The 17,278-nt window shown below is 33.0% G+C and carries 9 protein-coding genes; 2 read left to right on the top strand and 7 right to left on the bottom strand.

Annotated features, from left to right (window positions below; all coding sequences use genetic code 11):
* Positions 1-20: 20 nt before the first annotated feature.
* Together RCH18_RS00975 and RCH18_RS00970 are read right to left on the bottom strand one after the other, a co-directional pair.
* Positions 21-3,248 carry a SusC/RagA family TonB-linked outer membrane protein gene (locus tag RCH18_RS00975; protein WP_326934889.1) on the bottom strand — a complete coding sequence of 1,076 codons (3,228 nt, stop codon included), beginning with the start codon at positions 3,246-3,248 and terminating at the stop codon, positions 21-23.
* Positions 3,249-3,935: 687 nt separating this feature from the next.
* Entirely contained in the window at positions 3,936-7,277 is a 3,342-nt protein-coding gene (locus RCH18_RS00970) for a glycoside hydrolase family 2 TIM barrel-domain containing protein (protein ID WP_326934888.1), read from the bottom strand.
* 468 nt (positions 7,278-7,745) lie between these two features.
* On the opposite strand from RCH18_RS00970, the gene RCH18_RS00965 reads away from it, so the two are divergent.
* Complete coding sequence (locus RCH18_RS00965; protein WP_326934887.1) at positions 7,746-8,735, top strand: Gfo/Idh/MocA family protein; 990 nt, start codon at positions 7,746-7,748, stop codon at positions 8,733-8,735.
* A gap of 236 nt (positions 8,736-8,971) precedes the next feature.
* The gene (locus tag RCH18_RS00960) at positions 8,972-9,688 is read left to right on the top strand and encodes a DsbA family oxidoreductase (RefSeq protein WP_326934886.1); all 717 of its coding nucleotides are present in this window, start codon (positions 8,972-8,974) and stop codon (positions 9,686-9,688) included.
* A 109-nt stretch (positions 9,689-9,797) separates the two neighbouring features.
* Here RCH18_RS00960 and RCH18_RS00955 read toward each other — a convergent pair whose 3' ends face one another.
* The 5 genes from RCH18_RS00955 to RCH18_RS00935 form a co-directional block, all read right to left on the bottom strand.
* Positions 9,798-10,436 (bottom strand): hypothetical protein, encoded by a 639-nt coding sequence (locus RCH18_RS00955; RefSeq protein WP_326934885.1) that lies wholly within the window; start codon positions 10,434-10,436, stop codon positions 9,798-9,800.
* A 544-nt stretch (positions 10,437-10,980) separates the two neighbouring features.
* The gene (locus RCH18_RS00950) at positions 10,981-14,151 is read right to left on the bottom strand and encodes an efflux RND transporter permease subunit (protein WP_326934884.1); all 3,171 of its coding nucleotides are present in this window, start codon (positions 14,149-14,151) and stop codon (positions 10,981-10,983) included.
* A 90-nt stretch (positions 14,152-14,241) separates the two neighbouring features.
* On the bottom strand, positions 14,242-15,309 hold the full coding sequence (locus RCH18_RS00945; RefSeq protein WP_326934883.1) for an efflux RND transporter periplasmic adaptor subunit: 1,068 nt from the start codon (positions 15,307-15,309) through the stop codon (positions 14,242-14,244).
* Between the two features lie 4 nt (positions 15,310-15,313).
* Positions 15,314-16,678: a TolC family protein gene (locus tag RCH18_RS00940; RefSeq protein ID WP_326934882.1), complete on the bottom strand. Its 1,365-nt coding sequence runs from the start codon at positions 16,676-16,678 to the stop codon at positions 15,314-15,316.
* Positions 16,678-17,274, bottom strand: coding sequence for a TetR/AcrR family transcriptional regulator (locus RCH18_RS00935; RefSeq protein WP_326934881.1), 597 nt, complete (start codon positions 17,272-17,274; stop codon positions 16,678-16,680). Before RCH18_RS00935 ends, RCH18_RS00940 begins: the two co-directional genes overlap by 1 nt.
* Positions 17,275-17,278 lie beyond the last annotated feature (4 nt).

Below are 17,278 nucleotides of genomic sequence, written 5' to 3'. Positions count from 1 at the left end.
TTTTAAAATTATTATTTTCTTTATAAAGTGATATTTGCACCTATAGATACACTTCGCTGAAGAGGGTACAATTTAGCATCAGAAAATGCGTTTTCAGGATCTAATACAGAGTGATCACTCATTTTAGTAAATGTTCCTAAATTATCTACACTAATATAAAAACGTAATTTTTGAATTTTAACTTGATTTGAGATATTGGCTGGTAGTGTATATCCTACTTGAGCATTCTTAATACGTAAATAAGCAGCATTCAATAAATATTTAGTTTGGGTTTCTGTATTTTTCCACCAATTTCCACCACCGATGTAAGCTTTAGGAAAAAATCCATTAGGGTTATCTGGTGACCATCTGTCAAGATGTTCAGAAAACAATGAACTTTGCCATTCGCTACCCACAATTCCAAAATACATATTACTAGTGGTATAATAATCTCTTTGTCCAACACCTTGAATAAAGATACTATAGTCAAATCCTTTCCAGCTACCATCGGTAAAGAAACTATAACTATATCTAGGTGTTGAATTTCCAATAACTTTTCTATCGCCTGGATTACTCACAGTTGAATTGCCATAATCTATTTTTCCATCACCATTTAGATCTACATATTTAATATCTCCAGCAGACCAATTTGATAAATTTAATTGTTTCACATTTGGTAAATCATCATCTGATGTGAAATAACGATCCGTAACAAATCCCCAAATATCACCCATGTTCTCACCTTCAAACCAATTATTTAATAATTTGTCAGGGTTAGGATACTTAGTAACACGTCCATGATAATCACTTAAAACTCCTCTAACTCCGTATTTAAAATCACCAATGTTGTCATTCCAAGCTAATGTCAATTCAAAACCCTTTGTTTCCATAGAAGTGCTATTAGTTCTTGGTGCCGATATTCCAAGAACACCTGGAAGCTCTTGAGCAGGTCCAATATAATCATCCATTTTTCTAATGTAAGTGTCAAAAGTAGCGGTTAATCTTCTATTCAAAAATGAAGCATCAACACCAAAGTTTCTAGTAGTAGCTGTAACCCAAGTTAAACTAGGGTCAACTAAGCCTGGAGTATTCACATAAGGTTGTCTAGTAGAACCAAAAAACCAATTACTTGATGTAGGAGAAACGGTTCCTAAACTCGGATAAAAAGGATAATTACCTAAAAGATCAGGAGCTTGATCTCCTAAAGATCCATAAGAAGCTCTAAATTTAAGCGTATTAACTACATCTGAAATTCCCTCTTTCCAGAAATTTTCTTTATTTACATTCCAGCCAATAGAAATCCCCGGGTATGCCTTCCAGCGCACGTCTTTTAAAAATCTAGAAGTACCATCGTAACGACCAGTTACTTCTAATAGATATTTGTCATCGTATGAATAATTAATTCTTCCAAAATATCCTTGAATGGCTAATTTATAAGCATTATCAGAAACAGATGGAGTTGTTCCATAAGATGTTTGTATGGATGGAATTTTATCAGAATACAAATTATTATTAGACCCATTTAAGGAAGAGAAAGCCGTTAATTCTTGAACATAACCACCTAAAAATTTAATCTGATGTTTCTTAAGTTCTAAATCATAGCTAGTAAAAGCATTTAAGATGTTTTTTTGATATTTAGAAAAATATCTAGAAAAACTATTCGGAGCGGTTCCCCCTACTTCGCGTAACATTCCGCTAGGTAATGTCGTATAAAGCGTTTTTACATGACTGGTTTGATTATTAAATGCACCATCGTAAGTATAGTTTACAGTGGCGGTCCATTGCTTAGTAAATTTAGTGACAAACTCACCAGTAAACGTTGGTTTGTCATTAATTGAAATATTTCTACCGCCATCTTTTAATAACAAAACATCACTTTCGTCAGATATGCCACCGTCTGGATTATATAAAGCTAAGTTTGGATGTTTCCTGCCTATTTGATGCATATAATTACCTCCAGTTTTTCCATTGTAAGTATTTGGAGTGTCAAACTTATCTTGAGAGAAAGCGCCTCTAAAATTAAATGTCAACCATTCAGTTAGATTACTTGAAAGGTTTGCGCGTAGATTATAGCGCTTATAGTTATCATCTCCATAACGGTACATTCCTTCTTTTTTATTATATCCTAAACCTACATAATAACTTGAGTTATCAGTTGCTCCACTTACTCCTAAATTGTGCTGCTGACTGCTTGAAACATCTTTGAAATATATTTTATACCAATCATTATTAGCATTGGCACCGCCCCAAGCCTTATAAGAATCACCAGTTGTATTCGCTTCGGTTTCTATTGTAAGAGATCCATTTTGAAATGCAGCCATTCGATCTAATGTATTTTGGTTAAAAAAGGCAGCGCCTCCACCATTTGCGAGAGATTGATTATAAATTTTTGCAAATTCTAATGAATTCAACATTTTAGGAAGACCTATAGGCGCTTCAAAAGTAAAATTATTATTATAAGTAATAGAAACAGGCTGCCCTTTTTTTCCTTGTTTCGTTTTAATCAATATTACTCCATAAGGAGCACTTGATCCGTAAACAGCTGAAGCAGCAGCATCTTTTATAACGGAGATGCTTTCCACATCATTAGCATTTATGGAGTTAATATCGCCTCCTTGAATTCCATCAATAACAATCAATGGGGAACCTGAAGAACCTAAACCAGTAAATCCACGAATATTTATTGACTGAGTTGCGTTTGGTGCTCCACCATTACTAATAATATTCAAACCACCCACAGCTCCTTGCAAACCTTGTGATAATCTAGTGATTGGTCGGTCTTTTAAAACTTTAGAATCAATTTGAGTAACTGATCCTGTTAAATTCGTTTTCTTTTGAGAACCATAACCCACGATAACTACCTCATTCATCTGCATTGCCTCAGATTTCAAAATAATCTTCAAATTTTTATTGTCTCTTATTTGAATTTCTTGATTTAAAAAACCAATATAAGAAAACACCAAAATCTCACCTTTATTAGCATCAATGGTGAAATTACCGTCCATGTCAGTAGAAACTCCAGTTGTGCTACCTTTTTTTATTACATTAACGCCTGGAAGTGTATTCCCTTGCTCATCTACTACTTGACCTGTAATTTTTTCAAAAGCAATATTTTTATTGGAGATTGCTACAGAGGTAGGTGTTACAACTTCATTTATTTTGCTGGTTTCAGCGTAAGCCGTACTCACCATAAAGGTTCCTAGTACAAGCTGAACAATTGCGATTTTTTTTATTTTAAAAATCGTGTAAGTGTTGTGTTTTTTAATCATGCGTTAGTTTGATTTGTTAGTTTGTGACTAAATAATATTCAGTATTTACTTTTTTATAATTACTGTATATTCAATAAGTAATACAAAGTCGTTTCCTTATCATATTAAATTCTGTTTTTTTTGATTTTTACATTGTTTTTATTTTTGTTAATAATCAGTTAGATAGCATGAGCAAACTTTATTTAAATTTTATAAAGCAGCAAAGTTTATTATTTCGATTTTCTTCCTTACCTACCAGTTGCAACATTTATCAGATCAGAATTACCTAAAAAGCATTAATAAAAACTAAAAATTATTTTGTTAGCGCACAGGATTTATGACGATACTAAAACAATTAACTATTAATTTTACAATATGTAACTGTCAATTGTAGGTTTATGATTTATTTTTAGCCTTCTATTCTGTATCAAAAGTAAAATAGATTAACATTATCAAACTATAGTACCTACCAGTTTTTTTAAGATAATATTAATAAAAAAAATTATTTCGGATTAATAACATCATCTATTTTAAATTTTAATAGTAACTAAGCCTATAATTTTATATTCAAAACTTTTACTATTAAAAAATTTTATTAGGTATTATTGCGGTTATAAATTTAAATTTTGAATTAAATTATTTTAAAAAAAAAGAGTAACAAGGCTTTAAAACCTTATTACTCTTTTTTACTTATCTAAAATATATTTATTAGTTAGTTGCTGTTTTTACTTTTGAGTTAGCATACTCTTTTGACAACTGTATCATGGACTCTTTAGTTCCTTTTTCAAAAGGAATTAAGTAGAAAGAATACCCTTGAGTTACATTTCCTTTGATTTTGTACTTATCTTGTGGTTGTGCTCCCCAACTATCATCTCCACCTACACCTCTTTGACCTAAATCTATATTTAGCTCTACTAAGTCGCGCTCTTTTATATCATTGATATGCTTGCTTGCATTGATTTGTGGAACTCCATCTGAGATGTATTTAGCTTCTACTTTAGATGCTTTTCCATAATCTAAGCCATCAGCGGTGTCAAAGTCTTCCATAGTCATGTGTAATGCACTTATTCCTAATCCTTTTTTTACATTATCAGCAACAACTAATAATCCATTGTCTTTATCATCAGTAAGTGCTACCCATCTTACATTTGTTTTATATCCATTTTCTTGCGGTCTCACGTACGGAACATATTGATCACTTACACTTGATTCATACAAATCTAAAAACGCAGAGTGGTATCTATCAGAATAGTTTTCCCATGGTCCACGACCAAAATAGGTCATTTTGTTGTATTTCTTTGGCAATTGCATACGCATTCCAAGTCTAGGTAAATCTGCTTTGTAATCTGTTTTTTCTAAAACATTATCTACTTTTACAATTCCATTTCCATCAATTTGGTAGGTGCTGAAGAATTTAGTATTCACACCTGGTAATTCATAAGTTACTTTTAATTCGATTAAATTATCGGCTAACCTTTTAGTGGTCATACTTGTAACTTCAGAAAACAATGACGCTTTCTTCCATTCGATATTTCCAGTATACATTCTGCTTCCAGAGTCATTATCTGTTACAGCTCTCCAGAAATTAGGTTTAGGCCCTTTGCCATCTTTTAAAAGTTCATTCCCTTTGTAGATGTAGGAAGTAATACGCCCTTCTTTTTTATTGAATTCAAAGCTCACTTTTTCATTAGAAACTGACACACCCATACTGGATTCTTTCACTTTCAAAGGAGTGCCATTCGTTAGAGCGGCTTGCTCTTCTACATGCAATCTATCAATTTTTATTTGCTCATGTGCCACTTGGAAGCCTTTCGGCAAAATACCCCAGTCTTTTTTAGTTACTGCTTCGATTTCAACAAAATACTCGGTGTTTTTTTTGTAATCGATTCCCTTGAGATCAACACGGATCAATTTACCAGTATGCACTTCAACATCTAATGTGGTAGCAGGAATTGTTTTCAATACTTTACCATCTGCTTTAATTCTTGCAATTAAATCAAAATCTTTAAGATTGGTAAAATCATATAAATTCTCCACTAGTATTCTTAATTCATTTTGTCCATTAATTCCTTTTTGTTTGAAATTAATAAATTCGTGTGCTTTTTTTACTTCATATAATCCAGGTTGTGGTGAACGGTCTGGAAAAACAATTCCATTATTTAGGAAGGAGTTATCTGTTGGCATATTTTTACCATAATCTCCACCATAAGCATAAAAGCGTTCTCCTTTTTCATTCGTTTTCCATATCGATTGATCTACCCAATCCCAAATGAATCCACCTTGTAAATTTTCGTATTGTTCAATAATATCCCAATAATCTTGAAAATTTCCTGTACTATTTCCCATTGCGTGTGCATATTCACTTGGAATAAAAGGTCGGTCTGTTTTAGATCTACCTATTTCCTCAAATGCTGCAGGCGATGGATATTGAGGAACAATAATATCAGTATTCCAGTCCATATCATAATTGCTTCCGTCATAATCTTTGTAAGGACGCTCATATTGTACAGGACGTTTTGATTTATCCATGGCTTTGATTGCTCTATAACCAGCAAAAAAATTCACACCATTTCCAGCTTCATTACCCATAGACCATATAATAACTGATGGATGGTTTTTATCACGAGCTACCATACGAGTCATTCTATCAACATGGGCATTTTCCCAACTTGGCTTTTTAGCTAATGATTGCTCTCCATAATACATACCATGTGACTCAATGTTTGCTTCATCAACAACATATATACCATGCTCATCACACAATTCATAAAATCTGCTACCGCGAGGATAATGGCTTAAACGCACTGCGTTGATGTTATTTTCTTTCCAAAGACGAATGTCTTTCATGATCATTTCTTCTGACATAACATGACCCGTTTCAGGATCTGTTTCCTGAGCATTTACACCTTTTAAGGTAATACGTTGGCCATTTACTAATAACAATCCATTTTTAATTTCAACACTTCTAAAACCTATTTGGCGTGTGGTTGATTCGATTGCTTTACCTTTTGAATCTAAAACATCTATATTCAAAGTATATAAATTAGGATGTTCGGCACTCCACTGTTTTACATTTTCAATGGTTGTGTTAAAAGCTACTTGGTCTGAAGCTAATTTCTCGATCGTCAAGGCCTGCTGTCCTTTTTGTAAAAGCTGTTTCCCGTCAAGAATACTATACGCTATTTTTAATTTTTGATTTTTATCAAAATGATTTTTTAGCTCAATATCTAAACTAAAAATCCCTTTTTCATAAGCTTTGTCTAAAGTAGAAACAACCTCAAAATCTTTAAGTCGCACTTTTGGTTGCGCATATACATACACGCTACGCTCAATACCGCTGATTCTCCAAAAATCTTGACACTCTAAATAACTACCATCTGTCCATCTAAAAATTTGGATAGCAATGGTGTTTTTCCCTGATTTAGCATGCTTTGTGATATTAAATTCAGCGGGTAGTTTGCTTCCCTGAGAATAACCAATGTATTCTCCATTAAGCCACACAAAACCACCTGATTTCATTGCTCCTATGTGTAGGAAAATTTCTTTGCCATCCCAATCTTGAGCAAGATCAAAATCCCTGCGGTACGAACCTACCGGATTGTTTTCGTGAGGAACTTTTCCTGGATATTTAGGATAGATTCCATCTAGCTCCATATCTTTTGCAATCGGTGCTTTGTAATCAGCAAATTCATACTGATGATTTACATATATTGGAATGCCATAACCTTCTACTTCCCAGTTTGAAGGTACTTTTATATTGTCCCAAGAACTTAAATTTTCATTAGGATTCATAAAGGTAGTAGGACGATCTTTTGGAGAATCAACATATTTAAACTTCCATAGTCCATCTAATACTTGTTTGTATTTTGCATTTCCATTAGTTGCGTCGGCGGCAGAAGAAAAAGAGGTAAAAGTGGCGCGACCAGGTTCTTTGTTTTCGCTAATTACACTTTCATTTTCAATGTAATGCCATATATCAGCTTTCTGACTATAGGAATTAACACCAAAAAGAAATAAAGAGCTAATAACTAAAAGGCTATTAATTTTCATATTTACAAGGTTAAAAAGATTAGGTTTTCTATTTTTAATTTAATTTTAATTTTTTAATGCTCAAATGCTCAACTTGTGTTAAATTGTTTATTAAAGAATTAAAAACCAAATATATGTTGAATTTTAAAAGAAGTACACCAGTCCCTACCAGTTTTTTTATCAGATGTGTAAAAATTACTCGATTTTATTTTATGAATGTTATGTTTAATCAAAAAATAAATGAAGTTCAACAATACTTGCATCATAATTTTCAATCTAGATTGAAGCATAGTAAAAAGAAAGTATTACTGCTAGTAGTTAATAGGTGTAGTTTTTAAAATTATTCTTCTATATGTCTATTAAAATTTATCACAGGCTTTGATTGCGTTTCTTAGAAAATATTAATAATCACAAGATTTAAAAAGTAATAAATCTCAGATAAATATTTCTATTTTTGCTATTATCCAAACTGATATAAAAATTCATATAATGACCGAAAAAGATAAATTAGGAATGATTCGCTGGGGTATTTTGGGATGTGGAAACGTAACGGAAAAGAAAAGTGGTCCTGCATATCAAAAAACAGAGGGATTCGAAGTGGTAGCTGTAATGAGACGTGATGCTGAAAAAGCAGCTGATTATGCAAAAAGACATGGAATTAAAAAATATTATAGTGATGCTGATGCATTAATAAATGATCCTGAAATTGATGCTATTTATATAGCTACTCCTCCTGATACACATAAAATATACGGTCTTAAAGTAGCCAAAGCCGGAAAAATTTGCTGTATAGAAAAGCCTTTAGCACCGCATTATGATGATTGCGTTGCGATTTATGAGGCTTTCAACGAAAAAAATATTCCTTTATTTGTGGCTTACTATAGAAGATCATTACCTCGTTTTAATCAAATAAAAGCGTGGATTGGTGCTAAAGAAATAGGCGAGGTGAGGCACATTAGGTGGCATTTAAGCAAACCAGCTACAGATCAAGATTTAGCAGGAAGCTATAATTGGCGTACTGATGCAGGTATAGCAGCAGCGGGATACTTTGATGATTTAGCGAGTCATGGATTAGATTTATTTGTTCATCTCCTAGGAGAGATAAAAGAGGCTACAGGAATTAGCTTGAATCAGCAAGGACTCTATTCTGCTAAAGATGCAGTTACGGCTTGCTGGCTACACGAATGTGGGATTACTGGAACGGGCAGTTGGAATTTTGGCTGTAGCACTCGCGAAGATAGTGTTGAGATTTTTGGTAGCAAAGGCAAGATTACTTTCTCTGTTTTTGATGATCAACCAATAATCCTTATAAATGAACAAGGAAAAAAAGAACTTTTAATTGAGCATCCTAAAAACATACAATTATATCATGTAGCTCAAATAAGAGAGCATCTTTTAGGAAATAGTGTTCATCCCTCAAATGGTTTTACGGGTGCTCATACAGCTTGGGTGATGGATAAAATTATAGGAACAATTTAGATTGATTTAGGATTGTTATAAATTCAATTGACTAATTTTACAGACCAGAATAACTACACATTTTAATAGAAAATATTTTGCAAGCAAAGTAGCTAAGAAACTTTAATTGATTCAGAAATTAGATCTGCGAAAAGGGATCTAGAAAAATTTAATCTTTGCAAATCAGGAAAAATCTTTTTAATCGGTGGCGAATTTTATTCTGGAACAACATAACAATTGTTTAAAAAAAAAGAAGAATGGAGAATAAATTAAAAGTACAAATTTGGTCGGATATCATGTGCCCATTTTGTTATATCGGAAAAAGACGGATTGAAGAAGCGCTAAATCTTTTCGAACATAAAGATGCAGTTGCCATTGAGTGGAAAAGTTTTCAACTGGATGCTAGCTTTGTCGCTTCGCCTGATGACAATATGGTAGATCACTTAGCTGATAAATATGGAAAAGACAAAATTTGGGCTCAAGGAATGCTCGATAATATGACTCAAAATGCTAAAGGTGTTGGATTGGATTTTCATTTTGAAAAAGCAATTCTAGCAAATTCTTTTAACGCACACCGCCTTTTGCATTTAGCGAAGAAGCATCAACTGGCAAATGATTTAGAAGAGCTTTTGTTTAAAGCGTATTTAACTGAAGGAAAAAATATCAACGACAACGCGACACTAAACGAATTAGGAATTGCAGTAGGATTAAATGCAGATGCTATTAATGAAGTTTTGAATTCTGATGCTTACGCAAATGATGTATATCAGGATATTAAAAATGCTCAAGCCGTAGGTGTTCAAGGAGTGCCTTTTTTTGTTTTTGACAATAAATATGCTGTTTCTGGAGCACAACCTGCTTCAGCTTTTCTAGAAACGCTAGAAAAAGTATGGCAAGAAGGTAAATTTGATTCAAAGATTACCGTGCTAAATACTACAAGTGGAGACAGTTGTGGAATTGACGGCTGTGACTAAAAAGTGAAAAAAAATATAATTACAAAAAATCCCGTCAATGCTTTACATAGCCACGGGATTTTTTTATAATTTTATTGGTAAAGAAAACAATAAAAGACTAGCTAGTTCATTATCTTTTAATAACAATTACTTCGTTATCTCTGATATTTATAGATTTGTTTGTCTTAAAGTAATATTGGTCTTCGTCGCTGTTTTGATTGAAAGCGTAATCATTATTACGGTAGTTATCTTGCTTGAATGCATATCCTTTACCATTATTTACTGATCCTATAAAATCAATTATAGTTCCGCGACGATCGTAAATAATATGTAAACCTCCCACTTGTTCTAAAAGATAACGGTTGTAGCTCATATAAACAGATCCTACTCGTTTCACTCTATCATTAGAATCGTAATTGATAAAAACATTACCTACACGTCGCACACGACCCATATTGTCATGTTCCACTTTTACACCATGATTTTTGTTGCTGTAATAGTTAGGGGCTCCGTAAGTTCTATTTACATCTCCACGACTATTAGACTTGTAGTACTTCTCCTTACGATTTGTAGGGCGAGTGTTAAAATCTAATTGTCCGTCAGTAAATATGAAAAACTCAACGCCTCTTTCTGTGAACACAACGGGTTCAGTATTTCCACAGTTTGTTAAAGAGTTTTTCTCTACAGAAAAAACTTTTTTTTCTGCTGCGTTAGCTACGGTATTTCCAAAAAGGAAAATACTAGCTACTAATAAAGTAATTTTTTTCATGATAAATGTTTTTTGGAATTTTGCCTACTCATTAGCTTTTCGGCTTTCGCTTTTTAAACGTTATTGGCAGCAATATTCAAGTAACATGCCATAAAGTTTAATCTTAATTTCCCTTTTATATCGATTTAAATCACTCGTTAATTGTAATGAATTGGGAATTAGATTATTGATTAATTTTTGTGTACTGAAGAATGACTATAAAAGCAAATTTTTTTAAGTTATTTTTAATAAAAGTGAACTGGTCACTCTTTTAATTATACCAATTGTGTTTTAAATTTATCGTTTAGCTTCTGGTCAAATCGAGCGTAGTCGAGATTATATATGACTTTTATAAAGCATTTCGACTGCGCTTAATCAGACAAAAAATCAACAACTTATTGTAGTATCTTCAATGATGATGTGGTATTACTTCATATATATTTATAAATTTTTTTAAATGACTTTGCCAATCCTTCGTACAACCAAAATATATTCAAAATCAATTATTAACAAAACGACCTGCTCAAACTAATGAACAGGTCGTTTTTATTTTTGTAATGAGTAATTAGTGCTTTGGTGTAAACCCATCTTCACTTAATTCTCTATGCTCGTAATCAGCAATCATTTCTACATCGTAATCTACTTTTTCATCTTTAGAGAATTTTGCGATAATTTTCTCCATGATTTCGTAAATTACAGGAACAATGATTAAGGTTAGGAACAATGAAGAAATTAATCCTCCAATAATTACCCAAGCCAATCCATTTTTCCATTCTGCTCCAGCTCCTGATGCGAGTGCGATAGGCACCATTCCAAAAACCATCGCAATGGTTGTCATCAAGATAGGACGTAATCGAGCATGATTCGCTTGGATTAATGCTGTTCTAATTGTTTCTCCCGCTTTACGTCGTTGATTTGTATAATCAACAAGCATAATCGCGTTCTTACAAACCAGACCAATTAGCATGATAATACCAAGAATGGTAAATATATTCAATGTATTATTGGTCAAAGCCAAAGCCAACATCGCTCCAATAAACGAAAGCGGTATGGCAAACAATACTACAAATGGATGTACAAAACTATCATACAAGGACACCATCACTAAATACACTAAGATAATAGCGGCTAATAAAGCAATTCCCAGTGTTCCAAAACCTTCCGACTGATTTTCTTGATCACCACCGTAAATATAATTTACTCCTGTTGGCTTTTCTAACTTATCAATTTTTTCTTGCCAGATTCCAACAATAGTTCCTGAAGAAACCCCAACATTTTGACCTTTTACAGTCACCGATGCTGATTTGTCTCTTCGCTCTAAATTACTAGGTCCTGAACCTTCAGTAACAGTTGCAAATTGATTTAGTTTTATTTGTTGACCTATATCGTTTATAAAAATTAGATTGCTCACATCATTAATGCTTTTTCTGTCAAATGCATTGTATTTTATATTGATGTCGTATTCATATTCTCCAGCTCTATATCGTCCATCGGTATTTCCGCTGAATGCTGTTTGCATGGTCATTCCCACAGTTTGTAAACTCAAGCCAAGTGCAGCCATTTTATCCCTGTCCACTTTTACATTTACTTCTGGATTACCGTCTTCAACTGATAACTCAATTTCAGTGGCTCCAGCAATTGTACGTAGTTCTTTTTCAGCTGCTTTGGCAAAACTCATTGCGCTTTCCACATCTGGACCCGTTACAATTAAGTTTAGTGTAGCATCTTCAGCAGTACCTAAAATACCAACAGGAACCGTTTTCACTTTAGCGCCTACCAATAATTTTTCAAGCTTACGTTTTGTTTTTGCGGCGTACACATTTGCAGGTTCACTACGCTTGTCTAACTCTACCATCTTAACGTTGATCTCTGATTTATAAGCGGTAGCTTGTGACGCTCCTAAACCGCCACTGGATTGCCCAACAGTGGTAATTTGGCTAAAAACATATTCTTCTTTACTTAAAAATGCTTCTGCTTTTTGAGTCATAAAATTGGTTTGTTCCAATGAAGCGTCTTTTGGCATTTCAATTTGAACTAAAAACTCACCACTATCTGATGCCGCAAAGAATTCCCCACCAATAAAACCTCCACCTAATAATCCAACAGTTGAACTAAAAAACAATACTAAAACAACCACAATAGTTTTAATGTAATGATCTAAACACCAGCTTAACAAATTAGAAATCCAGTTCGTAAAACGAGTTAAATAACTTTCAAAACCTAAAATGATTCTTCCAAAAAGATTTTTACCTTCTATATGCTCTAATTTTCCATATCTTGATGATAACCATGGAATAATAGTAAACGAAGCTAGCAAGGATAGCAATGTTGAGATAATTACCGTTACACAGAACTGCGTAATAATGTTTGAAACTAAACCTGTACTCAAGGCTATTGGTAAAAACACGACTACAATAACTAAGGTGATAGAAACTACTGTTCCTCCAATTTCGGCAGTTCCATCATACGCGGCACGAACTCGGTTTTTACCCATTTCCATGTGCCTATATATGTTTTCTAAAACCACAATAGCATCATCTACTAGTATACCTACAACAAGAGATAATCCTAATAAACTCATTAAATTCAGGGTATAACCCATCAAATAAATTCCTATAAAAGTACCAATAAGCGAAGCAGGAATGGTAACCATTACTATCAGTGAGTTTCGGATACTATGCAAGAAAAACAGCATTACGAGCGCCACTAATAGGACTGCAATAAGTAAATCATGTACCACCGCATCAGCTGCCATTAAGGTAAAAACTGTACTGTCTTTTGCGATTTCAAGTTTTAATCCTTCCTTTTTATAATCAGCTTCTAGTTTGCTTATTGTTTTAATTACTTCCTCACTAACCGCAACCGCATTAGCATCAGATTGTTTAATGATTTGTAAAATGATTGCACTTTTCTGGTTGATACGAGCTACTTTTTCGGTGATCTTCTGTGTATCTTGTACATCAGCAATATCATTAAGACGTACCTGTATTCCGTTTTTAGATGAAACAATTAAGTTTCTTAATTCGTCAACACTTTTATATTTTCCAGCTAAACGTATCAAGATTTTTTGCTCTCTTGTTTGAATATTACCTGTTGGGAAATCCAAGTTCGAGGATAAAATATTTTGCTGTACTTGCGGAATGGAAAGTCCGTACGCTTGCATTTTAGCAGCATCAAGATTTACCTGTATTTCTCTTTCTTGTCCTCCAATGATATTGATTTGTGCAACACCCTGGACTCTTGAAAGTACGGGAGATAATTTTTTGTCTACTAAATCATAGAAAGCTATTTCATCCATATTCCCATTAGCACCAATAGTCATAATTGGTAAATCACTCAAAGAGAATTTAGTCAATGAAGGCGCTTCAGCATCATCTGGTAAATCATTGATAATGGCGTTTATTTTACGCTGTGCATCATTCATAGAAATATTCACATCAGCTGATGAGGTCAATGTAATAGAAACGGTAGACAAACTTTCAAATGATTTAGAGTCTATTTTCTTTATATTTTCCAGGGAAGCGATCGCATCTTCAATCTTTTTAGTAACTGTATTTTCAACTTCACTCGGTGATGCTCCAGGATAAATTGTTGCAACTGTAATGACGTTTGTCTCAAATTTTGGAATCAATTCGTAACCTAAATTATTGTAACTAAACAGTCCACCAAGTGTTAATATTGTAAATAGTACAATAATTAACGACGGACGTTTTATGGATATTTCTGCTAATTTCATATTTTTATTTTAAAAGAGTGATTGGTGATTCGTGAATAGTAAATGGTAAAGAGCTTTTGGCTATTCACTATTCGCTAATCACTAATTACTTTATTTTATAATTTCCACTTTTGTTCCGTCTTGTAAGTTGATCTGTCCTGTAACAATAACAGTTTCGCCATCGTTCAACCCATCAAGGATTTCTACTTGATCACCTACAACTCTTCCAGCAGTTACCTTTTTCAATTTTGCTGTGCCATTTTCAATTACAAAAATTTGATTACTGCTTACACTTCCTACAAATGCATTTCTAGGAACAATTTTCAAAGATTGTTTTTGTTGTTTTGAAGCGAATTCTGCAGTACCGTACATTCCTGCTTTTAAAGGTGCTGAAGAATTATTTGCAATTTCAATTTCTACTGGGAAGTTCAAACGCTCATCAGCCTTAGCAGCGATAAATGTAATTTTTCCTGAAAAAGTTGCATCAGGATAAACACTTGCTTTTACATCTATTTTGCTTCCTACTTTTAAACTAGCCACTTGGCTTTCGCTAACGTTTACTTTTAATTTTAATTTAGAAACATTTACAATATCAAATAATTGTGTTGCAGGTGTTGCTGAAATGATAGAACCTACTTCTATATATTTAGCATTAATATAACCACTTATTGGCGCTTTGATTCTAGTATCGCCCACATTAATATTAGCTTGAGTCAATTGTGATTTAGCATTTACCATTGCTAGTTTAGCTTGATCTAATTGCTGTTTTGTAACACCACCGGTTTTAAAAGCGTTTTCAAAACGGCTGAAATCATTTACAGAGTTTTGATATATTGCATTTGCATTTTGAGCATTTACATTAATTACATCACTTCTAACAATTGCTACAGTTTGTCCCACAGAAACATAATCCCCTTCTTTTACTAAAATTTTGGTGATTTTCCCCGACTTTTCAGCAGAAAATTTTAATTCTTGAACTGGTTCAAAATTTCCATTTGATACGAAATCTAAAGTGATTTCCTGAGTTTTCACCGTGTCAATTCTAACAGAAACAGTTGCGTTTTTCTGTGCTACCACTGCTATTTTAGCTTCGTTTTCTTTTTTGTTATTCGTTAAAACAAATGCAATAGCTCCTAATGAAACTAAAATGACTATTGTGGTTATGATAATTTTTTTCATGTTCTTAATTATTTAGTAATGATTTTAATTCTCCTTTGGATTTGATTAATTGAATTTCTGCTAGTTTGTACTCTAATAATGCGGTTGTATAATTATTTTGTGCTTCTGTCAAAGAGTTTTCTGCGTCTAGTAAATCAGTTAAAGGAGCTAACCCTTGCACATAATTATTACGAGTATTATCTAAAACCTCTTTAGCAAGTTGCGCATTCTCTTTTTGGCTTTCAATAGTAATTAAACTATTATCGATTTGCGTTTTAGCATTGGCGTAAGCCAAGTCCAGCGATAACTTAGTATCATCAATATCTGCTTCGATAGTTCTTAACTTAATATCCGCTTGACGTACTTTAGAGCGAGTGCTAAAACCAGTAAAAATAGGAACTCGCAAATTTAATCCTATGGAAGAGAAATCAGACCAATACACCCCATCTACTGGTTTTCCACCAATAGGCATTTTAGGACCTTGACCTATATAATTGTATCCTGCGGTCAAGGAAAGAGTAGGGTAATAAGAAGCTTCTATTGATTTTTTCTGAAAATTTAAAAGTTCTTCTTGTTTTTTCAACAATACAAATTCACTTCTATTGGCGGTATTTGGAACCTCTGTCAATGACTGCGGACTTACTTCGAAAGCTTTTTGTGGAATCTCAATTTGCGTTTCAATAGGCATGCCCATATAAAATTTTAAAGCATTTTCTTGAATTTGAACAGCGTTAAGCACTTGCTGACGCATAGTATTGATGTTTGAAAGCTTAACTAAAATTCGATCTAAATCTATTTTTTTAGCTAGTCCATTTTCAAATTGACCTTTAATAATGTCTTTTACTTTGGTAGTGTTTTTATACGTACTATCTATTAAAGTCAATTTTTGACGCTGTACATAAACCTGATAATAATTATTAGCCACACGCTCAATAACTTGTTCTTCTGTAAGTTGTTCATTTATTTGGTAGAACTCTCTGGTAGATTTAGCTGCTTTCAATCCTGTAAAAACAGCTTGATCAAAAATGGCTTGTGTCAAAGAAACTCCTGCAGTTGAAATCCATGGTTGACCAAACGCCGCTTGAATAATGGTTCCAGGTTGTCCAAAACCTGACCCATCAATAACTGTAGTTTGAATAACGGGATTGTAAGTCAAATTACCATTTGCAGTAATTTGAGGTAATGCTCTAGAGCGCACTTCTTGAATTTGATATTCACTATTCTCTACTTGCAATTTTGCTTTTTTAGCGTCTGCTTTATTTTCTAAAGCATAAGTAATCGCTTCTTTGAGCGTAAGCGTTTTTATAGGAGCTGTCGCACTGCTACTCAGGTTTTGAGATTGAGCGATTAGCCCAAAAGTTAGAGTCAGTATTAAAAGTATTCTCTTCATTATATGGTGTAGTTTAGTAATTGATTTTCTAATTCTGTAATTCCTGTAGCGGTAGCCATGGCTCTAGTGTGATATTCTAATACTTCAAGTTCAATTTTTTGACCTTCTTTCTCTGAACTAATATTCTCTCTGATAGCAAAAACAAGATTGTAATAAAACTGAATATAGTTTTTGATATTAATTTCCTTTCTATACAATCCCTGCTTAATTCCCTTTACGATATTTTGTTCAAATGTGGTATTGCATTCATTAATTTCCCTCGCCATTACAATTTCGTAAATCTCTGGATAATGTTTTTTTAATTGATAAACAGGTGAGTTATCTGAGGATTTAAACATTTCCTTGAACATTTTTCTAATCTCAAAATTCTCTTCAATGGCGTTATACTCTTTTAAAATTATAGTATTAATAATTTCATGAATTTCTTTATGTACTGTTGCAGTAGTTTGCTCTATTAACAACTCTTTATTACTAAAATATTTATATATAGTTTTTTTAGAAATACACATTTCTGCTGCAATATCATCCATAGTGACACTTTTAAAACCTAGTTTTAAAAACATTTCGCTTGCTTTTGATATAATTTTTTCTTTCATCTTT

Source organism: Flavobacterium sp. PL11 (genome assembly GCF_035985025.1).
Classification (GTDB): Bacteria; Bacteroidota; Bacteroidia; order Flavobacteriales; family Flavobacteriaceae; genus Flavobacterium.
Note: the sequence above shows the minus strand (reverse complement) of the source record. Positions and strands in the feature narration are given on the sequence as shown.